The following is a 19286-nucleotide window of genomic DNA, read 5'->3' on the forward strand; positions in this document are numbered from 1 at the left end:
TTTTTTACAATCCCCATTCTATCACAGGAGATGAAAAATTCATAGAACACCATTTACACAATATGACAATCAGTGCTATAATATTTGACAAATTGCCATTTCTCAGGAGGATTCATTATGATTCATTTTAATAAGGTTTTGAAGCGTTTTTTTGGTACTCTGTTGATAGCTGTTCTGTTTTCCGGTTCCATCTTCTCCACATCAAAAGCGGAGGAAGAAACAGGACCCGCCTTTGCTCCTCCGGTAACCAAAAGCACCGTACCAGAGATAGGACCCGGAATGAATCTAAGATCCAACTGTGTGGTTGTTCTGGATCCCGGACATGGTAAAACAGACGGCCATTACTCCGGCTGCCATTTTGAATACAATGGTGTTACTTATTACGAAGACATCATTACAATGAAAATAGCCAATTATACAAAAGAGTATCTTGAAAAAAACTCCAACTATACCGTTTATCTGACAAAAGACAGCTCAGAAATCACTGTCCCCCTGGATCAGCGTGCCGCTTTTGCCGCTTCCGTTCATGCAGACTTATTTGTCAGTCTCCATGTGGATTCCATTGCTGGTAACGGTACTACAAGGAATGCTTACGGCGCAAGCTCTATGTCCCCCCGAACCGGGCGATTTAACGACGGCATTGCCCTTCAGTCCCAGGAAGCGGCAAATACGATCTTAAACCAGTTAACTGCTCTCGGACTTCATAACCGGGGACTCATTTTGCAGGATTCCAAAAACGGAACCTTATATCCCGATGGAAGTACCGCCGATTATTACGCTATACCTAGATATTCTCAGATGTACGGTATCAGGGGTTTTATTATTGAACACGGTTATATCAACTATATCAGCGACTTAACCCTCTTTCTCTCCACAGATGATCAGTTAAAGGCTCTTGGCGAGGCTGATGCAAAAGGAATCATCGAATATTTAAACAAAGCCGGAAAATCAACTTATGTCCCTGCCGGACAGGGACCTGGAACACCCGCCTCCAACTAAGCTCATAATCCCTGTCAGCCAGCATAAAATGTATCATACATTACGGCTGGCAGGGAGGAATAATTTTGTTAAAAATTCTGGATAACAGTTATTACGATTTGATGATTAACACTGCTCTGGCTCCAACCTACGATACCGGTGATAATATCACTTATTTAAACAGGCAAAACTCTCTGCTTCATATCCCTGCCGGCAATGGAGAACCCTGTGACTTAGGAAAGCACTCCTACAGCAGCTTTCCTACCCTTTACACCCTTGCCTCAACCATAAGTCTTGAAAAATCGGGTATCTCTACAGTACAGGCGAATCCCTATCTGGCATTATTCGGGCAGGGGGTATTGGTGGCAGTCATTGATACGGGGATTGATTACCGGCATCCGGCTTTTCTATATAACGACGGCACTTCCCGGATACTTACCATGTGGGATCAGACTGTACAGACAGGAACTATCCCCAACGAATTTACATTTGGTTCTGAATACAGCAGGGAACAGATTAATGAAGCTCTGAAGTCACCAGACCCATTATCCGTTGTTCCTACAACAGATGAGAATGGGCATGGAACTGCCATATCCAGCATTCTGGCGGGTTCACCCAATGAGCAGCAGGGATTTTCCGGTGTCGTTCCCCAGGCTGATCTGGTAATTGTCAAACTGAAGGAGGCAAAGCAGATTTTAAAACAGGTATCTTTCGTTCCTGATAATGCACTCTGCTATCAGGAATCGGATCTGATCCTGGGTGTCCGCTATGCAGTGACAGCTGCAGCCCGTTTTAATCGTCCTGTCGTGATCTGTATAGCACTTGGAAGCAGTCAGGGCGGACACGATGGAAGAGGTGCTGCCAGCGCCTATATGGATCATCTTTCACTGCTTCCCGGCAATGGAATCTCCGTTGCTGCAGGCAATGAAGGTAATAATCAGCGTCATTATTATAATTCTACCTCCGCTCCCCCCTATTATAATGATATTGAACTCAGAGTGGGAAGCAGCGACACTTTATTTGCAATGGAGTTCTGGACTTATGCACCCGCCAGACTATCCATAGATATCTCCTCTCCTAACCGGGAATCCACCCAGCCGGTTTATCCCGGTTTGAACCAATGCAGAAAATTCAATTTTATCTTTAATCAAACCATTATTTATGTGAATAATATCATTTTTGAAGAGGAAACAGGAGAACAGTTAATTCTCCTGCGTTTCAGCAATCCCCTGCCTGGGATCTGGTATCTGCGGGCACAGAGTGCTGAGAATGAAGCATTTTCCTTTCATTCCTGGCTTCCCTCCGGCGATCTTTTGTCAAACGATACCTTTTTCCTGGATTCAAGCCCTGATACCACGATTACATCGCCTGGAAATGCAAGACATGTACTGACTGCAGCTGCCTACAACCAGCTTAATGACAGTATTCTTGCGGAGTCAGGCAGAGGCTATACAAGAAACGGTCAGTTAAAACCGGATATTGCTGCTCCAGGCTTTGAGCTTACCTGTGCAGTTCCAGGCGGCCTTTATGGAACTGCAACAGGAACAGGAGCTGCTGCTGCCCATGCAGCCGGAATTATTGCCATGGTTTTTGAATGGGGGATTGTAAAGGGAAATTACCCAAGAATGACCGGCAATAACGTCAACCGGCTGATGATTAGCGGAGCGTTCCGAAATCCGGCAAACACATATCCCAACAACATATGGGGGTATGGCCAGGTTGACATCAACCGTCTTTTCGAACGTTTCAGCAACACTTAAACAAAAAAGCCTTCAAGCTACAGGCGATTTTCGCCTGTAGCTTGAAGGCAGGTTGACAGCCAAAGATGGCGTCAGCTTTATTCTTCAACGAACATATCTTTTCCAACTCCGCATACCGGGCAAACCCAATCCTCCGGTAAATCCTCAAATGCAGTACCTGGCGCAATACCGGAATCAGGATCTCCAATTTCCGGGTCATATACATAACCGCATGGTTCACAAACATACTTTGCCATCGCTGTCACCTCCTTTAATATCTCTGTCTTCTTTTATAGCATATAATATAGGTTTTATCAATACATTTATTTACAATTTGTCCTTAAACTTACAGACTGGATTATTTATGATATAAAGTCTTCTCTCATTGGTGTAAATATATCTACCAGAATTCCCTTTTCCCTGCATACACAACCGTGCATCACTCCGTCCTGTTTCAACAGGGTATCTCCGGCTTTCACCGTTTTTGTTTCCTCACCAATCGTAAATTCAAATTCACCGCTCGCCACATATGTAATCTGTGTATGAGGATGGTTGTGCATCTTTCCGATGGCTCCCTTCTCAAAATGATTCTCCACACACATCATACCGTCGCAGTATGCCAGAACTTTTCTGACAACCCCCTCTCCTGCTGTCTCACCTTCTATTTCCTGATTCATTACCCATCTTTGATTTTTTTCAGGTCTTTTCATATTGTGCAGCTCCTTTATAATGTTTTTCTTTATTCTAAGTAATTTTATTTGTCATGTCAAGGTGAATGACAGGCCTTACATCCAATCTTTCCAAATATCAGGCTGATAACCAATTGTTGCCTGCTTCCCGTTTCTGACAATCGGAGTTTTAAGTACCTCCTGGTTTTCCAGAATCTTATCCGCCTGGTCCTCCGGAGCAATGTACCGGATAAGAGCCAGAGCATCCTGATTCCGGCAATTTGGGTTAACCATAGCATCAGCCCCTCCTACTGCCTGTCTGACACTGTTATATTCCCCTTTACTCAGCCCCTTTTCCTTCATATCAATAAACTGATACGGAATTTTCCGTTCTTTAAAATAACGTTCCGCTTTTTTCGTATCAAAGCATTTTTTCGTTCCGAATATCTGTACATTCATAATCTGACCTCCACTGCATGAAAAAATGGTATTGTTGTGTTCTGTTCCAAACAACAATACCATTTTAACGACGGTTTTACCAGACCTCTTCTGAAATTTCTTTCACCAGTTTTATTTTTTTCCACTGATCTTCCTCTGTCAGCTTATTCCCTTCTTCCGTTGATGCAAACCCGCATTGCGGGCTTAATGAAAGGCGGTCCAGAGGAATATAGCGGGAAGCCTTGCGGATGCGCTCAATGATTCGTGATTTTTCTTCCAGCTCTGGTGATTTGGTCGTAATCAGCCCCAGTACCACCTGCTTATTCCCATCTACATAATGAAGCGGCTCGAAGTCTCCGGAGCGCTCATCGTCAAATTCCAGATAGTAGGCAGAGACATGCTCTTTGCCGAATAAATGGGGGGCAATCGGGGCATAGCCGCCGGCGGAAGCCCAGGTGGAATGGTAGTTTCCTCTGCATACATGGGTATTGATCACCAGATCTTCCGGCAGATTTTCCATGGCAAGATTATTCAGTCTTACATATTTTTCTGCCTCGGAATCAATTGATTTTGCTTCTTTCTGTCTTGCCTCCCAATACTTTGTATCGCAGAACATTCCCCAGGTACAGTCATCAAACTGAACATTTCTGCAGCCTGCTTCATACAGATCCAGAATTACGGTGCGGTAGGCAGCTGCAATATCCTGGATCAGCTGTTCTTCATCCGGATAGCAGGATCTTGTCTGTTCCAGATTGTCTTTGCGTTCCAGTTCTGCAAGAAACTGGGCAGGAGCAGGAATCGTCTGTCTTGCAGTAACCGTATCATCCTCAAACAGCTTTACAAATTTAAAATGTTCTACAAATGGATGATTTTCTCCCGATATCTTTCCGCACAGACCAGCCGACTCTCCTCTGGTGATTTCGTCATGAAAGGCATACCCTTGTTCCACCTCCAGCTTTTTAACTCCTTGTAATCCCCACATAAAATCAAGATGCCACCAGCTTCTGCGGAATTCTCCATCTGTAATAACCGGAAGTCCTGCTTCTTTTTGCTTTTCGATCAGTTCAGTGATGGCTCTGTCTTCTGTTTTTCTCAATTCTTCGTCAGTGACCGTTCCATTTCTCCAGCCCTCTCTTGCCTCCTTTAAATATTCGGGACGCAAAAAGCTTCCTACTATATCAAATTTAAATGGTGCTCTTTTTTTCGCCTGTGCCATTCTTAAGTCTCCTCTCTTTTTTACCTGTATGTATTTTATTCTAGCGGAAACAAATATATCTGTAAAATTCTATATTTTTATGCATTCGTATAGTTTTAAACTATATCATTATGTGTTAGAATAATAAAAGATCGAGAAAGAGAGGAATCCATTGCAATGACACTTCAGCAGCTTCGTTATGTTATTACAATCGTTAACTGCGGCTCCATATCAGAGGCTGCAAAACAGCTTTATATCACCCAGCCCAGCCTTTCCAACGCAGTAAAAGAGCTGGAACTTGAATATGGCATTACCATATTTAACAGAAATCCCAAGGGAATCTCTCTTTCCCTGGACGGAAGCGAATTTCTTTCCTATGCCAGGCAGGTGTTAGAACAGGCTGATCTGTTGGAACAGCATTATCTGAAGAAAACACCTGCAAAACGGATCTGCTCTATTTCAACCCAGCATTATGCTTTTGCTGTCAATGCCTTTGTCAATCTGGTGGAACGGCAGGATCATGACGAATATGAGTTTACCTTGCGGGAAACAAGAACATATGAAATCATTGAGGATGTAAAGAATTTCAGAAGTGAACTTGGAATTGTGTATCTGAATGATTTTAATAAAAAGGTGCTGGAGAAGCTTTTTAAAGACAGTGGACTGATCTTTCACCCATTGCTTGAAGCTTCTCCTCATGTATTTATCAGCTCATCCCATCCTCTTTCTAAACATGCCGCAGTCACAATGGAGGAGTTAAAATCCTATCCCTTTCTGGCATTTGAGCAGGGCGAAAATAACTCATTCTATTTTTCTGAGGAAATACTGAGCACGGTTCCAAGGAAGAAAATCATCTACGTCAGTGACCGGGCTACTCTTTTTAACTTATTGATCGGATTAAACGGCTATACCATCTGCAGCGGTATCTTAAACAGCAACTTAAACGGAGATAATATTATTGCAGTTCCTCTTATAACCTCAGAATATATGAGAATAGGCTGGATCGAGAATCCCAGGATCCATTTAAGTACATTTGCTCTCAATTACCTGGAAGAACTAAAAAACTTAATCCGCTCTGAAAATCCGTAGCACCCGTTGGTCAATTTTCTCTAATTTCCCCTCTTTCTACTCCCCGCTCCAGAATCTTTCCTGAAACCTTTCTTCGGGGTAAATAACATCGGGACTGGTAAGCCTCTGCTACATCAGAATCAAACTGGCCTTCTGCTATCAGTTCCCTTATGATCCGTCCTTCATCTGATGCCAGGAATGTATAAAGGTTGCTGATCTGGATAACCAGATCTTCTCACTGACAATAGATATAATCATAAATATAAAAAGGAGATTATCAATGAACAAATTATTTAACCCAATGAAAATTAGAAATCTGGAGGTAAAAAACAGAATTGCCGTACCTCCCATGGTGATTTACAACCGTACCGATGACACGGGGTATGTAACTGATATTCAGATAGAACATTACCGTAAGATTGCACAGGGCGGACCGGGGTTAATTATTCAGGAAGCTACCTGTGTGGAAAAGGCTGGAAGACTCTGCGATTCCCAGATTGGAATCTGGGAGGACGGACAAATTGAGGGACTTTCAAGAATTACAAAAGCAGTTCATGAAACAGGAACTCCCATCTTTGTGCAGATTCATCATGGCGGCATCTATGGTTTTATGGAAGAAACCGTCTGTCCCAGTGAGATCGAGTGCATGGTGAGGGGTAAAAGTAAGAAATCCAGGGCACTTTCACTGGATGAACTGCACAGGATTCAAAATTCATTTGCGGAAGCTGCAGAACGGGCATATAAGGCCGGGTATGATGGAATAGAGCTTCATGGCTGCCACAACTACTTAATCAGCCAGTTCCTTAACAGCCGTGTGAATGTAAGAAATGATGAATATGGTAAAAATCCGGCACTGTTTGCAAAGGAAATAATTAGAGAGATCCGAAAACGGACACCGGCATCTTTCATTGTAGGAATGCGGCTGGGTGCATACGAACCCACACTCTCCGACGGCATTGATCACGCCTTGGAATTTCAGGCATGCGGTATTGATTTTCTCAATATTTCTTCTGGCTTTGCACAGCTTTCAGACCCATTTAAACCGGATGATTACCCGTTCACAGATTTAATTTACGGAGCCCAGGAAATCAGGAAAAGGATCTCAGTTCCGGTTTTCACCGTAGGAGAAATCACCTCTCCAAAGCAGGCTGATGAGATATTAAATACAGCTCGCGTGGATATGGTTAATATCGGACGGGGCACTTTAGTTAACCCCAACTGGGCCAGTGATGCCATTAATGGAAAAGATACAGGAGCCTGCATTCACTGTAAAACCTGTATGTGGCGGATCGAGCCCCAAAAATGTCCAGGCAGAATAAAATACGAAAGAAAAAACAGCTGACAAAAAGGAAGCGAGGCTTTTCGATGATAATCATCTTTAAGCCGCGCTTCCTTACACATACAGACTTCTTATGGTCTGATTTTAATATCTCATAGGCATAATTTCAAGGTAATCCTGAACAGTTGCACCTTTCATGAACATCTCGATAATCTGCTTTCCTAATGGATTTAACTCATCTGTATTATATTTCACCAGCTCCTGCTTAAAGAACTCAGTTAAGATTGCAGCACCGGCATCATAGCCTTCAATGCCCACTTCCTGCTGTGTCTCCGGTCTTAAGAATGCTCTTCTGATATATTGTCCGTCAATCTTTAATGATTCCAGACCAAAACCTAACAGGGGACAGCGTGCTTCCACCAGATGCTCAGGCTTAAATTTTGCGCTTCCGCGTCGGGCAATGTATTCTCTGGAAATCCACTCAGGCATAAAACTCACTTCATACGCTCCGATATGCTGATTTGGAATCAGTACATAGCGGGTATTAGAAGACTGCAAAATCTGATCCAGAAGCAGATTAGCCTGAGTTACCATCTTACCTGTTGCAAATGGCCAGTAGGATCCCACTCCTTCGCTGGTCATTCCCTGGGAATCGATAATACTTGGGTTGTTATATCCCCTTGGTGCAACCAGACGCCACAGCCATGCAAGAGCAGGAGGAAGGATATGCATGATACCCATAATTCCATATGACGGATTGGCTTTTGTACATGCAGGTGTTCTTACACCAAAGCTTCTGACATCAACCTCAACCGGCTCATCGATAGAATTAGGAACCAGTTTTCTTGGGAGAATTACACGTGGGTTTGGGCAGGGCTTTCCAGTACTGTCCATCGTATGCTCCCATGGCAGACAAGTTGCTTCCGGCACACCCTGAAGGTTTAAAAAGATTAATGGTTCTTCCGGCTGAATAAAAATCCTCTCATACTGTGGGGAAGCTCCGTAGCGCTTAATATTATCCACTCTTAAAAACCAGGACGATTCTGCATCCTTTACAACCAGTTTCTTACTGCCCTGCTGCATCTTTGGATGGCACAAAGCCATATCATCCGTAACAGGAATCAGATCACAGGTCTCAGAAAGATTTAAATAGTTCTTCTCTCCTGTTACCGTATTCTTTCCTAAAATAACTCTTCCATCCATCTCTTTATGGATATCTTCCAGCATCTCGCTTTTTCCTCCGCCAGATGCACCTTCATGCATAATCACAATTTCATTATCGTAGGGCGTGATAACCTTAACCGCTGATGCATGAGCAGTTACCCAGCCTTCCTCTTCCCCGATATCCAGCAGTACACCATAAATACCTTTCTTTGCACTTGGTCCTGGATAAAGATTATAGGCATATACTTCATGCAGTCCTTTTAAGCGGTTGTGTATCACTGCCTGCTTACCATTAAAATGTGTATGACGGAATGGCGGTGCCAGAAAAACAACCGCTCTCGGATTAAAATCATGCGAGATATCGTCTATGTTTAAAAATCCCTGGAGATCTGCAAGGCCTGCTGCAAAAAATCCTGCATTGGCCGGAGCTACTAATACAGAATCATATCCATACTCCAAACCGCCGGATTTAAATGGGAAAAATATCAGTTCCTGATTTTTCAGCCAGTCAAATGTTTCCATTCTGAGTGTTTCAAAATCGTTCTGATATACATCCTCATATCTGGGCTTATCAGTCGGATTATTGTCTGCGATCAGCATGGAGTTCGGATCACGTCTGCGCATATAATCTTCCATATAATTGATTACAATACCATTTTTACATTTGGTTGCGGTGGCTTCTAATATCTTCCCCTTGCCTTCCACTTCGTAATCTATATCGAAAGAAATATTTTCATCCCCACCCATAGCAAGAGTTAATAAATCATTTCTTGTTTTCGGGATGATGACACCCTTTGACTGATTTAAAATATCCTGTACATACTCCGGTAAATTTAATTTACGTAAACAATCTAGCATATTTTCCTCCATTCCCGTGCATAATTATGCACCTGAAGTTTGTACCGAAGACTGCACTGGTACAAACTATGTAGTTTTATAAGTCCCAAACATTAGCATTACATAGTTTATTTTTGACAATTTTCGTCATAATACTCACCCAGCTTTTACTACTAAATACTGCCTTACCCTCTTATTGACAATATTTTTAAATCTTGCTCTTATGGATCAACCTCCCTTTATCAGGCATTATGGAAAAAGCCGATACCCTCAACCTGGATATCGGCTCAGCTACACTTTTTTATGTAACCCGTTTTAAATGTCTTCCGGTACTATGAAACTGTGTAAATCCAGTCTTATCCTATGCCGTCTTCAAATAGTAATGTAGAAAAACACTTTAAAAGATTAGAGTCCTACTGTAGAGATACAATATCATGAAAATACTGCTGTGTCAACGTTTTTTATGCATGGATTCCAGTGAAATGGTAAGATTTTAAGCTTCATCAATCGCTTTTCCAATATCATGTCTCATATATTTGTTTGCAAAATCCACCCAGTTTGTGGCTTCATAAGCATTTGATCTGGCCTCTTTTAAATCCCTTCCCAGGGCTGTCACACCCAGAACTCTTCCCCCGTTAGTAACAGGAATACCATCTTCCCCCGACCGGCTTCCTGCGTGAAATACGTAGTAACCAGTCTGGTCTTTAAAACGTTCCAGTCCTTTGATTGGAAATCCTTTCTCATAATGCTGCGGATACCCATCGGAAGCCAGAACGACGCAGACAGCAGCATTGTCCTCAAATTGCAGGTCAATCTTATCTAAGGTCCCGTCTATGCAGGCTTCAAATACTTCTATAATATCATTCTTCATTCTCGGAAGCACTACCTGGGTTTCGGGATCTCCAAATCTTGCATTATATTCCAAAACCTTCGGGCCTTCTTTCGTCAGCATCAGGCCGAAAAAGATAATTCCCTTAAATTCCCTGTTTTCAGACTGCATTGCATCCACCGTTGCCTGATAGATGTATTTTCTGCAGAATGCATCAATTTCTTCTGTATAAAAAGGGCTGGGGGAAAATGTGCCCATTCCGCCTGTGTTAAGACCTTTATCTCCATCCTGAGCTCTTTTATGGTCCTGGGCAGAGGTCATAATCTTTATGTTTTTCCCATCCACAAATGCCAGAACAGACACTTCCCGCCCGACCATAAATTCTTCGACTACAATCCGGTCACCGGCAGAACCGAACTGCTTATCCAGCATCAGAGTCCTGACACCGTCTTTTGCCTCTTTCAGTGTATTGCAGATTAAGACTCCCTTGCCAAGAGCAAGGCCGTCAGCCTTTAAAACAACCGGCATTTTAGCAGTTTCCAGATAGGAAAGCGCATCTGATGCTAAATCAAATGTCTCATACGCAGCTGTGGGTATGTTATATTTTTTCATCAGATCTTTGGAAAATGATTTGGAACCTTCCAGACATGCCGCCTTTTTTTCCGGACCGAATACCCGGATTCCTGCTTTTAAAAATTCATCTGCAGCTCCTGCCACAAGAGGATCATCAGGACCAACAATTACCAGATCAATTCCCTTACTTCTGGCAAACTCCACCTGTCTGTCAAATTCCATTACACCAATGTCAACGCATTCTGCAATCTCAGCAATTCCGGCATTACCCGGAGCACAGTACAGCTTATGGACCTTCGGACTCTGAGCTGCCTTCCATGCAATCGCATGTTCCCTGCCGCCGCCGCCTATGATCAGAACCTTCATGCTTTTTCCTCCTGTTTCTTTGCAATCATGGCAATCGCCTGGGGAAGAATCTTCCATTCCGCTTCTTCCATCACTCGTTTCTGAAGCATCTCCGGCGTATCGCCTTCCTTTACCTCCACTGCTTTCTGCAGAATAATCGGACCAGTATCCGTTCCTTCATCAACGTAGTGGACCGTAGCTCCTGTGATTTTCACACCTCTGGCTAATGCTGCTTCGTGAACCTTAAGTCCATAATAGCCTGTCCCGCAAAAAGCCGGGATGAGAGACGGGTGAATATTTATAATACGGTTTCTGTACTTCTTAATCATTCGTTCAGGAATGGTAACAAGAAAACCGGCAAGTACAATTAAATCAAGTTGATATGCATCAATCCGGGCTAAAAGTTCATCGTGAAATAATTCCCTGTTACTGTAATCCTTTGGCGAAATGCAGACAGCATCAATTCCATAAATCTCTGCCCGTTTAAGCGCATAGGCATTCTGGTTATTACTGATAACTACGGCTACCTCTGCGTTTGTTATCTGTCCGCTTTCAATAGCATCTAAGACTGCCTGTAAATTGGTTCCTCCTCCGGATACCAGCACGCCGATTCTCAGCATAAGACCACGCCCTTATCACCTTCTTTTGTACATCCGATTACACAGGCTTTCTCACCTGCAGCCCTGATTGCCTCCAGGGTCTTATCCTGATCAGCCGGATCTACTGCCAGCACCATACCGATTCCCATATTGAAAGTATTGTACATAATTTCTTCCGCTATATCCCCCTTTTCTTCTATAAGCTGAAAGATGGGTGGAACCTGATAACTGTTTTTCTTCACTGAAGCACAGATACCTTCCGGAAGCATGCGTGGAATATTCTCATAAAATCCGCCGCCGGTAATATGGCTGCAGCCTTTTACAGCCACACCGCTTTCTTTTACAAGCTTTAATGCTTTTACATAGATTTTGGTAGGCACAATCAGGCATTCTCCCAGGGTACTGCCTAATTCTTCATAATAAACATTCAAAGTTTCTTTTGTTACGTCAAATACCTTTCTCACCAGAGAAAAACCATTGCTGTGAACACCGGATGAAGCTATTCCGATTAATACATCACCAGCTTTTATGTCTGCACCGGTAACAAGATTCTTCTCATCTACAACTCCTACTGCAAAACCTGCCAGATCATATTCGTCTTCCGGATAAAAACCAGGCATCTCCGCAGTCTCTCCTCCGATCAGTGCAGCACCTGCCTGTTTGCAGCCATTTGCCACACCACTGACGATTTCTGCAATCTTCTCCGGATAATTTTTTCCACAGGCAATATAATCAAGGAAAAGCAGCGGTTCACCGCCTGCACAGGCAATATCATTGACGCACATGGCTACACAGTCGATTCCTACCGTATTATGCTGATCCATAAGAAATGCAATCTTCAGTTTCGTTCCTACTCCATCTGTTCCTGATACCAGAGTCGGCTTCTCCATATCTTTAAAAGCAGACATTGAAAATGCTCCTGAAAACCCGCCAAGCCCGCCAAGTACTTCCGGTCTCATCGTTTCCTGTACATGCTTTTTCATCAATTCAACTGATTTGTATCCAGCTTCAATATCTACTCCGGCATTCTTATAATCCATCTTTATTTCCTCCGCTTTTAGAATCCTATTTTTTCATCTGTGACAGATATTCCCGATAGCCGATCTGCTCCAGCTTTTCTGCTTTTTTCACCACATCATTCTTTAGATTTTCTGAGTATTCCTTCAGTCTTTTTAATAGTTCATTGTCCCCCGCAGCCAATATCTTTGCTGCCAGAATTCCTGCATTGGTACCGCCGTTAATTGCCACGGTTGCAACCGGAATACCGGAAGGCATCTGTACGATGGAATAAAGGGAATCCACGCCTCCAAGATCAGAGGTTTTCATCGGAATTCCAATGACGGGCATTGGAAATAATGCAGCACACATTCCCGGAAGATGAGCCGCTTTTCCTGCTCCGGCGATTATGACTTTAATGCCTCTGGCTTCTGCTGTTTTCGCATATTCAAAAAATATATCGGGTTCCCTGTGTGCGGAAATGACAGTCATTTCAAATTCTACACCCAGTTTCTCCAGAACCTCTGCAGCTTGTGCCATAACAGGCATATCTGAATCACTTCCCATAACAATTGATACGTTTGCCATAGTAATTTCTCCTTTTCCTCTTCCAATCATGTGTTATTCATTATTTAGAGTAATGTAACTAATAAGTAATACTAATACTTTACTCTCACTAATTAATTGTTACTTATTAATTATAATACTAGCTTTTCTCTGCGCCGTCAATAATTTTCTTTATATTTTTAAGTATGCCCTGTAATTCAAAAAAACAGGCGCAAAAAGCCGGAGAGAATCCACATCCTCCGGCTTTTACACCTGTTATGTATTTTAATATTTGCTGTTATTATATGTGGAAGAATCTTCAAAATAAACCGGATCGATTGGTACCGGAATGGGATCTGATTCTTCGTTGTATACAGAAATCTCATTCTCATCCGATCCAACCACTGCAGTGTTTAATGGCAAACTGCTTTGCTGGGTATTTCCATTGTAAACCTTAAACTGCTCAACCAGACCTTTCATAATCTGTGCCTGACCTGACAATTCTTCACTGGCGGCTGCACTTTGCTCTGCTGTGGCAGAAGTCGTCTGGACAACACTTGATATCTGATCTATTCCTAACGTTACCTGATTAACAGCAGCAGCCTGTTTGTCAGAAGCTGTGGCGATCTCTTCTATAATATTGTTAATGCGGCGGGTGCCTTCCACAACATCCTGCATGGCTTTCGCTGTCTCTGCAGTAATCCTGCTTCCATTCTCCACTGCCTGCAAACTTTCTTCGATCAGAATTGTAGTATTCTTCGCCGCTTCTCCTGACTTGCTTGCCAGATTGCGCACTTCATCGGCTACCACTGCGAACCCTTTTCCTGCTTCGCCCGCCCGTGCAGCTTCCACTGCAGCATTTAATGCAAGAATATTCGTCTGGAATGCAATATCTTCAATGGTTCTGATGATCTTACCAATCTCACTGGATTTGGTATTAATCTCAGTCATTGCCTGATTCATCTCCATCATCTTCTGATTGCTCTTTGTTACATTGTGTGCGGCTTCTTCTGATCTCATCCGTGCTTCTTTTGCATTCTCTGCATTTTTATTGATCTGATTGGAGATATCGTTAATTGTTGCTGCCAGCTCCTGAATGGAGGAAGCCTGCTCCGTCGCACCCTGAGACAGTGCCTGGGCTCCGGAGGATACCTGCTCAGAACCATTGGCAACCAGATCTGCCGATTCATTAATACGGGAAAGGGCATTACTTAAGTTATCTCTGATATTCCTGATGGCCAGTAAAATAGGCTCATAGTCCAGAACATACTTTTCCCTGTCCTTTGAAACAACTGTAAAATCTCCAGCTGCCATGGAACCTAAAATATAAATGATATCGTCAATAATACTGCCGATATTAGATATAGTGGAACGCATACTGTCGCCAAGACCGCCCAGTTCATCCTTTGACTGATAACCCAGCTCCACATGGAGACTGCCTTTTGACATCTCCGCAGCAGCCTTTTCAATCTCTTTTACCGGCGCTACAATACTTCTTGTCATATATAAAGCAAGAACGATGGTTGCTGCTGCCCCGATAATCTGGAACAGTATGACAATTGCTTCCGTTACATGCATATCAGTTTGCGATCTGGAAAAATCATTGGCTGCATCCTGTTTCGCTGCATCACTGATCTTAATCAGATCTGACTGGATCTGATTAAAATTCGGTTCCAGTGAATCGAAGAAAATTTCAGTAGCCTGGCGGGTCTTATTTTCTTTTGCCAGAGTGAATACTTTATCTTTAAAGGGTTCCGTATCGCTTAAGGTCTTTTCTATGCTGTCGACTATGGTTTTGTCCCCTTTATAATGGTCCTTCAAAAATTGTACATTTTCCTTTAATTTATTAAAATCCGCTTCGGACTGATCAATGTATTTGGCCCTGGTATTCAAATCCAGACTCATGGTTGCATATCCCACATTCTTTGCGGCTGACTGAATATTCTGTCTCATCTCCACAGTGAGCATCGATACCTGATGTCCGTTATTATAAAATTCAACAAATCTGGAATTATTCCCTATTAAACTGTACAATGAAATACATGATACAACTAAAAATAAAATAAAAACAACTCCAAAAGAGACCGTAATTCTTTTTCCAATCTTTAAATTCTTCATCTGGTATCCTCCATTTTGCTCTTTTGTAAAATTCCCACTCCGTTATAAATTATCGTCTGTTTTCAATATTTCTTAATGGTTCTCTCTGAAATACTAAAGTTTTAAAGCCTAAAGTTGAGAAAAGGGCAGATTTAATTCCTCTGTACCTTTTAATATGAACTTCCCATCCTCTATGATTCTAATACGTTTCCCATCTGCACAAACAGCTTCTATCCTGTCAAGTTCTGCATAAGGTATGGTAATGTCTGTATGACAGTTGAAATATGCCTTTGATGCATCCTCTTTTCGAAGAGCCGATATCTCATTTTCCTTTGCAATAATCTCCTTGCCATTGGGATTGTAGAAACTGCTGTCTTCCGACCAGCTGTAACACGTATCTCCAACTGCAAAATGAGGTCCCATTTTTTCTACGATTAAAATAGGCAGCTTGTCAAGAATAGCAAATTTCCTGGCCATGGCGTAGGCAGTTGTGTTGGTTCCAATGGCAAACTCTCCCATGGGGAGTGTGTCATGATTCTTTAAAATCACCTGCCTGATCAGTTCTTTTCCTTCCTTTGGATCTTCGAAATTACTGCAGGAATAGTCTTTAATCATGCCGTTTTCAAAAGTCATAGACAGATCCTTAAACTGAAAATCTGTAATATAAACGGTGCTGACTTCAAGAACTCCATTGGTTCCGGAAAGTCTGGGAGAGGTAAATACTTCTCCAAGAGGTATGTTTACATCCGCTACACAGTTTTCAAAATTCGTTTCTTTTTCTTTATCTTTTAAGGAGTGAAGTGCAACCGATAAGTGTGTCTTATTCGTTCCTTTTCCCGTAATTTCCACATACTCGGCCTCATCCAGTGCATCGATAATCGTCTGCTGCAAACCCTTGTACTTTTCATAATCAAGGGTATTAATGGCAATCGTCTCGTTAAATATCTCCTCGAAATTAACGCCGATCTCCGGAACCGGGAATGCAATGATGGTGAAGCTTGTCTCATCGCCAGGAATATATTGATTGGATATTTCGGCATTTTCTCCTGCCATCTCAACAGCCAGCTTCTCCTGCCTGGAATCAAGGCGGTTTGCTTCCTGCTTATTCACCGGATGAAATCCTTCTTTTCCAAAGGTTTCTATGACAGCAGGCCCTGCGTAGCCGGCAGCCAGGTCTTTATATGTTTCATAGGCAACTTTCAGTACGGACGCTTTTCTGTCCTTAAATGCCTTATTCATGTAAATGGCATCATCATAACGGTGATCATAATCATACTGCCGGTTAGGGGATTTGCTGTAATAGCCAGATTTCCGTCCGGCATTGGTATTTACTGCCCAGACAGCTGCGCGGCACAAAATAACCTGTAGTCCCATCTTTTCAAAATTCTCCATGGCGTATTTGACCATACGCTCAAAACCAACCTCATAACGGATCTGGACTGCATTCTTCTTTGATAGATCCCTGCCCATCACCTCAAACCCTTTTTTATATCCTTCCGTATAAGTATCCGCCATCAGACGAACCGTCTCTTCCGGAAGAGAGTTTAAATATTCGGCAACCTGACATTCAGATGCTGATATATATTCACCAAAACGGTAAAGATAGCGAAGATCCGTCAAGTCGCTGTCACGAATAATATCTGCAGCAAAGGAAAGGGAAGGATCCAGTACCTCTCTGATACGGTAGGTAACTGTATGATCGGTATAATCACTGACGAACCAGTAAATCACCTCTTTTACAGACGCCGCCTCCGGTACTCCGTCCTCAAACATGTTATAGATTTCTATTAACGTTTCATTTAAAATGGTGATATCTGTCAGCCTGCTTTCATGTATGAAAACAATATCCCCCCTGATTTCCTTATACAGATAGCAAAGGAGCTGACCAATTCCATCGCCCAGTTTTTTTACTGCATAAGCCGGATTCGCATAACTTCTTTCATAAGACTCCGGAAGAATGTCTTCATAAAATTTATGGTTCCATTCTTTTAATTCATTTAAGGAAGCGGAGTTTTGTCCGCCTTCCTTCAAAAACTCAAGGTACTCACCCATGAGGCAGATAAATGAGGCAGTCCTTGTAAAATAATCACGAAATGGCTCAGACACGGTCTGTTCCTCAGACATCTGGCTGATCCGCTCCATAGAAAGAAGGAAACGTTCCATGATCCCCTCATTTTCCTGTTCAAACATCTTTGTGTATTCCATATTTACCCCCTTATACCGATAATTAAAAGAACTGTCCAGAAGATTATCAGTACGGCACTGATGCCGATTCCAATTTTAGACAGTATGTATTTCTTCTCTTTTTCAAAAAATGACGAAACACCATAAAACAGGGAAAAGATAGAAATCAGCATGCTGCAAAAGCAGACAGCCGCAACATTTAACTGCGCCTGCCCGGCAGTGATTGCAGCGCTGGATATTCCAAGAACCCCCAAAACCAGTGCTCCTAAAGCCAGCCCCAACGAAAAAAAACTTTTTTTTGCAAAAGGTTTTCTAATGTAGGACACTTTTTTTTGTTTTCCCACGCCTCATCCTCCTTATTCTTATGTGCTGTATTATTTTATACAGGAGATAACCCAATATCCCTCCCAGCGAATTTAAGATCATATCGTCTACGTCAAAACTGCCTACCTTGAAGATCAGCTGGGTGGTTTCAATGCAAAGGCTGAACAGCAGACTAAGCAGCATTGTATTGAAAAAGCGGCGGCTCCTCCGGCTGATTACCGGAAGAAAGAAACCAAAGGGCATGAAGCCTGCTATGTTCCCAACAATATTTAAGAGGAAGGACTGGAATCCGACTACGTGGCGGTACACGATAAAACGCTTAATTTCCTTAAAAGGGACCAGATTATAAGCATAATCTTCCCGTATATGACCGCCTCTCCCAAAATAATCCGAGAAAAACAGAAAATACGCCAAAAAGATCAGGTAAATTATAAAAATCACCCAACCAAACTTCTGCCGTTTCGTCGCATCTTTAATCATAACAGCTCCATCTTTATCATAAAAGGAGATGTCTGCCAGGAAGTTATTCCTGGCAGACTAAACTCCTGAGATAACGTTTAAAATGTAATTTCAGATTTTCTTTTCAGTAATATCGCTCCGTTTATAATTGATATGATTCCTGCAGTAAGTCCGATTGCAGTCACGATAATTCCAACAACTATATTTAATGCACCTGCATTTCTCATTGTTTTATAAACTCTTTCCATATCCTGTTCTCCTTATTTTACGCCATAAATTTCGTAATAATTATCAATCGCTTCTTTTAACGTATCATCAATCAATACTTTTCCTTTGTATTCCCGGTTATAAAGATGTTCGATTACCTCTGACATGGATACAATTGCAGATGCTGAAAATCCATACTTTTCCTGAATTTCCAAAAGTGCGCTCTGTTCTCCTTTTCCCTTTTCCATTCGGTTTAAGGATACCATAAGACCCAGAATCGTTACATCACCCTGTGCCTTGATAATCGGAAAAGTTTCTTCAATAGACTTACCGGATGTGGTCACATCTTCTATAATAACAACCCGGTCTCCATCCTGAATGGGACTTCCAAGAAGAATTCCCGCGTCTCCGCCATGATCTTTCTCTTCTTTTCTGTTGGAACAGTATTTTATCTCTTTTCCGTACAGCTCATGAAAGGCAATTGCAGTTGTAACACTTAAAGGAATTCCTTTGTAAGCAGGTCCAAACAGCACATCAAACTCAGTTCCAAACTTATCGTGAATCGCTTTTGCATAATACTCCCCCAGCTTCTTTAACTGTGCTCCTGTTACATAAGAACCGGCATTCATAAAGAATGGGGATTTTCTTCCGCTTTTCAATGTAAAAGTTCCAAATTTCAGGACATTGCTGTCCACCATAAATTCAATAAACTCCTGCTTATACTGTTCCATTTAGCTGTCCTCTCTATTCAAAAATCGTTC

General features: G+C 42.3%; 20 protein-coding genes. 4 read left to right on the top strand and 16 right to left on the bottom strand.

What is annotated here, in order from left to right; all coding sequences use genetic code 11:
- Window positions 1–117 precede the first annotated feature (117 nt).
- Window positions 118–999 carry an N-acetylmuramoyl-L-alanine amidase family protein gene (locus CRO04_RS19200; protein ID WP_097005853.1) on the top strand — a complete coding sequence of 294 codons (882 nt, stop codon included), beginning with the start codon at window positions 118–120 and terminating at the stop codon, window positions 997–999.
- Between the two features lie 65 nt (window positions 1000–1064).
- Window positions 1065–2738, top strand: coding sequence for a S8 family peptidase (locus CRO04_RS19205; protein WP_207654477.1), 1674 nt, complete (start codon window positions 1065–1067; stop codon window positions 2736–2738).
- A gap of 77 nt (window positions 2739–2815) precedes the next feature.
- On the opposite strand, the gene rd is transcribed toward CRO04_RS19205, so the two are convergent.
- The 4 genes from rd to CRO04_RS19225 all read right to left on the bottom strand — a co-directional run bounded on the left by rd (window position 2816) and on the right by CRO04_RS19225 (window position 5039).
- Window positions 2816–2974 (bottom strand): rubredoxin, encoded by a 159-nt coding sequence (gene rd, locus CRO04_RS19210; RefSeq protein ID WP_097005854.1) that lies wholly within the window; start codon window positions 2972–2974, stop codon window positions 2816–2818.
- 105 nt (window positions 2975–3079) lie between these two features.
- Window positions 3080–3427, bottom strand: a complete 348-nt coding sequence (locus tag CRO04_RS19215) for a cupin domain-containing protein (RefSeq protein ID WP_097005855.1) — start codon at window positions 3425–3427, stop codon at window positions 3080–3082.
- 75 nt (window positions 3428–3502) lie between these two features.
- Complete coding sequence (locus CRO04_RS19220; RefSeq protein ID WP_097005856.1) at window positions 3503–3844, bottom strand: arsenate reductase family protein; 342 nt, start codon at window positions 3842–3844, stop codon at window positions 3503–3505.
- Window positions 3845–3920: 76 nt separating this feature from the next.
- Window positions 3921–5039, bottom strand: a complete 1119-nt coding sequence (locus CRO04_RS19225) for a 5-methyltetrahydropteroyltriglutamate--homocysteine S-methyltransferase (RefSeq protein WP_097005857.1) — start codon at window positions 5037–5039, stop codon at window positions 3921–3923.
- 156 nt (window positions 5040–5195) lie between these two features.
- On the opposite strand from CRO04_RS19225, the gene CRO04_RS19230 reads away from it, so the two are divergent.
- Window positions 5196–6107: a LysR family transcriptional regulator gene (locus CRO04_RS19230; protein WP_097005858.1), complete on the top strand. Its 912-nt coding sequence runs from the start codon at window positions 5196–5198 to the stop codon at window positions 6105–6107.
- 10 nt (window positions 6108–6117) lie between these two features.
- On the opposite strand, the gene CRO04_RS27500 is transcribed toward CRO04_RS19230, so the two are convergent.
- A complete protein-coding gene (locus tag CRO04_RS27500; RefSeq protein WP_097005899.1) occupies window positions 6118–6315 on the bottom strand; it encodes a TetR-like C-terminal domain-containing protein in 198 nt (65 codons plus the stop codon).
- Window positions 6316–6366: 51 nt separating this feature from the next.
- Between CRO04_RS27500 and CRO04_RS19240 the strand changes: the two genes are divergently transcribed.
- The gene (locus CRO04_RS19240; RefSeq protein WP_097005859.1) at window positions 6367–7428 is read left to right on the top strand and encodes a tRNA-dihydrouridine synthase; all 1062 of its coding nucleotides are present in this window, start codon (window positions 6367–6369) and stop codon (window positions 7426–7428) included.
- Window positions 7429–7509: 81 nt separating this feature from the next.
- On the opposite strand, the gene CRO04_RS19245 is transcribed toward CRO04_RS19240, so the two are convergent.
- From CRO04_RS19245 to pyrE, 11 genes are all read right to left on the bottom strand, one after another.
- Entirely contained in the window at window positions 7510–9387 is a 1878-nt protein-coding gene (locus CRO04_RS19245; RefSeq protein WP_097005860.1) for a DUF4914 family protein, read from the bottom strand.
- 472 nt (window positions 9388–9859) lie between these two features.
- On the bottom strand, window positions 9860–11134 hold the full coding sequence (gene purD, locus CRO04_RS19250) for a phosphoribosylamine--glycine ligase (RefSeq protein ID WP_097005861.1): 1275 nt from the start codon (window positions 11132–11134) through the stop codon (window positions 9860–9862).
- Window positions 11131–11733, bottom strand: a complete 603-nt coding sequence (gene purN, locus CRO04_RS19255) for a phosphoribosylglycinamide formyltransferase (protein WP_097005862.1) — start codon at window positions 11731–11733, stop codon at window positions 11131–11133. The genes purD and purN overlap by 4 nt, the downstream gene beginning before the upstream one ends.
- Window positions 11727–12752 carry a phosphoribosylformylglycinamidine cyclo-ligase gene (purM, locus tag CRO04_RS19260; RefSeq protein ID WP_097005863.1) on the bottom strand — a complete coding sequence of 342 codons (1026 nt, stop codon included), beginning with the start codon at window positions 12750–12752 and terminating at the stop codon, window positions 11727–11729. Before purM ends, purN begins: the two co-directional genes overlap by 7 nt.
- Before the next feature lie 25 nt (window positions 12753–12777).
- Complete coding sequence (gene purE, locus CRO04_RS19265) at window positions 12778–13296, bottom strand: 5-(carboxyamino)imidazole ribonucleotide mutase (protein WP_097005864.1); 519 nt, start codon at window positions 13294–13296, stop codon at window positions 12778–12780.
- A gap of 243 nt (window positions 13297–13539) precedes the next feature.
- Entirely contained in the window at window positions 13540–15372 is a 1833-nt protein-coding gene (locus tag CRO04_RS19270) for a methyl-accepting chemotaxis protein (protein WP_097005865.1), read from the bottom strand.
- 108 nt (window positions 15373–15480) lie between these two features.
- Complete coding sequence (locus tag CRO04_RS19275) at window positions 15481–17556, bottom strand: aminopeptidase (RefSeq protein WP_097005866.1); 2076 nt, start codon at window positions 17554–17556, stop codon at window positions 15481–15483.
- Window positions 17557–17558: 2 nt separating this feature from the next.
- Window positions 17559–17879, bottom strand: coding sequence for a DUF6142 family protein (locus CRO04_RS19280; RefSeq protein ID WP_097005867.1), 321 nt, complete (start codon window positions 17877–17879; stop codon window positions 17559–17561).
- Window positions 17848–18339: a VanZ family protein gene (locus CRO04_RS19285; RefSeq protein ID WP_097005868.1), complete on the bottom strand. Its 492-nt coding sequence runs from the start codon at window positions 18337–18339 to the stop codon at window positions 17848–17850. The genes CRO04_RS19280 and CRO04_RS19285 overlap by 32 nt, the downstream gene beginning before the upstream one ends.
- A 77-nt stretch (window positions 18340–18416) precedes the next feature.
- Entirely contained in the window at window positions 18417–18566 is a 150-nt protein-coding gene (locus CRO04_RS26375) for a hypothetical protein (protein WP_166432620.1), read from the bottom strand.
- 12 nt (window positions 18567–18578) lie between these two features.
- On the bottom strand, window positions 18579–19256 hold the full coding sequence (gene pyrE / locus CRO04_RS19290; RefSeq protein ID WP_097005869.1) for an orotate phosphoribosyltransferase: 678 nt from the start codon (window positions 19254–19256) through the stop codon (window positions 18579–18581).
- Window positions 19257–19286 lie beyond the last annotated feature (30 nt).

It is taken from the genome of Lacrimispora amygdalina (assembly GCF_900205965.1).
In the GTDB taxonomy this organism is placed as follows: domain Bacteria; phylum Bacillota; class Clostridia; order Lachnospirales; family Lachnospiraceae; genus Lacrimispora; species Lacrimispora amygdalina_A.

Bases quoted from the DNA above. Each gene is read 5' to 3' on its own strand.
- CRO04_RS19200 (WP_097005853.1), top strand. From the start codon at position 118: ATGATTCATTTTAATAAGGTTTTGAAGCGTTTTTTTGGTACTCTGTTG.
- rd (WP_097005854.1), bottom strand. From the start codon at position 2,974: ATGGCAAAGTATGTTTGTGAACCATGCGGTTATGTATATGACCCGGAA.
- CRO04_RS19215 (WP_097005855.1), bottom strand. From the start codon at position 3,427: ATGAAAAGACCTGAAAAAAATCAAAGATGGGTAATGAATCAGGAAATA.
- CRO04_RS19220 (WP_097005856.1), bottom strand. From the start codon at position 3,844: ATGAATGTACAGATATTCGGAACGAAAAAATGCTTTGATACGAAAAAA.
- CRO04_RS19225 (WP_097005857.1), bottom strand. From the start codon at position 5,039: ATGGCACAGGCGAAAAAAAGAGCACCATTTAAATTTGATATAGTAGGA.
- CRO04_RS19230 (WP_097005858.1), top strand. From the start codon at position 5,196: ATGACACTTCAGCAGCTTCGTTATGTTATTACAATCGTTAACTGCGGC.
- CRO04_RS19240 (WP_097005859.1), top strand. From the start codon at position 6,367: ATGAACAAATTATTTAACCCAATGAAAATTAGAAATCTGGAGGTAAAA.
- CRO04_RS19245 (WP_097005860.1), bottom strand. From the start codon at position 9,387: ATGCTAGATTGTTTACGTAAATTAAATTTACCGGAGTATGTACAGGAT.
- purD (WP_097005861.1), bottom strand. From the start codon at position 11,134: ATGAAGGTTCTGATCATAGGCGGCGGCGGCAGGGAACATGCGATTGCA.
- purN (WP_097005862.1), bottom strand. From the start codon at position 11,733: ATGCTGAGAATCGGCGTGCTGGTATCCGGAGGAGGAACCAATTTACAG.
- purM (WP_097005863.1), bottom strand. From the start codon at position 12,752: ATGGATTATAAGAATGCCGGAGTAGATATTGAAGCTGGATACAAATCA.
- purE (WP_097005864.1), bottom strand. From the start codon at position 13,296: ATGGCAAACGTATCAATTGTTATGGGAAGTGATTCAGATATGCCTGTT.
- CRO04_RS19270 (WP_097005865.1), bottom strand. From the start codon at position 15,372: ATGAAGAATTTAAAGATTGGAAAAAGAATTACGGTCTCTTTTGGAGTT.
- CRO04_RS19275 (WP_097005866.1), bottom strand. From the start codon at position 17,556: ATGGAATACACAAAGATGTTTGAACAGGAAAATGAGGGGATCATGGAA.
- CRO04_RS19285 (WP_097005868.1), bottom strand. From the start codon at position 18,339: ATGATTAAAGATGCGACGAAACGGCAGAAGTTTGGTTGGGTGATTTTT.
- CRO04_RS26375 (WP_166432620.1), bottom strand. From the start codon at position 18,566: ATGGAAAGAGTTTATAAAACAATGAGAAATGCAGGTGCATTAAATATA.
- pyrE (WP_097005869.1), bottom strand. From the start codon at position 19,256: ATGGAACAGTATAAGCAGGAGTTTATTGAATTTATGGTGGACAGCAAT.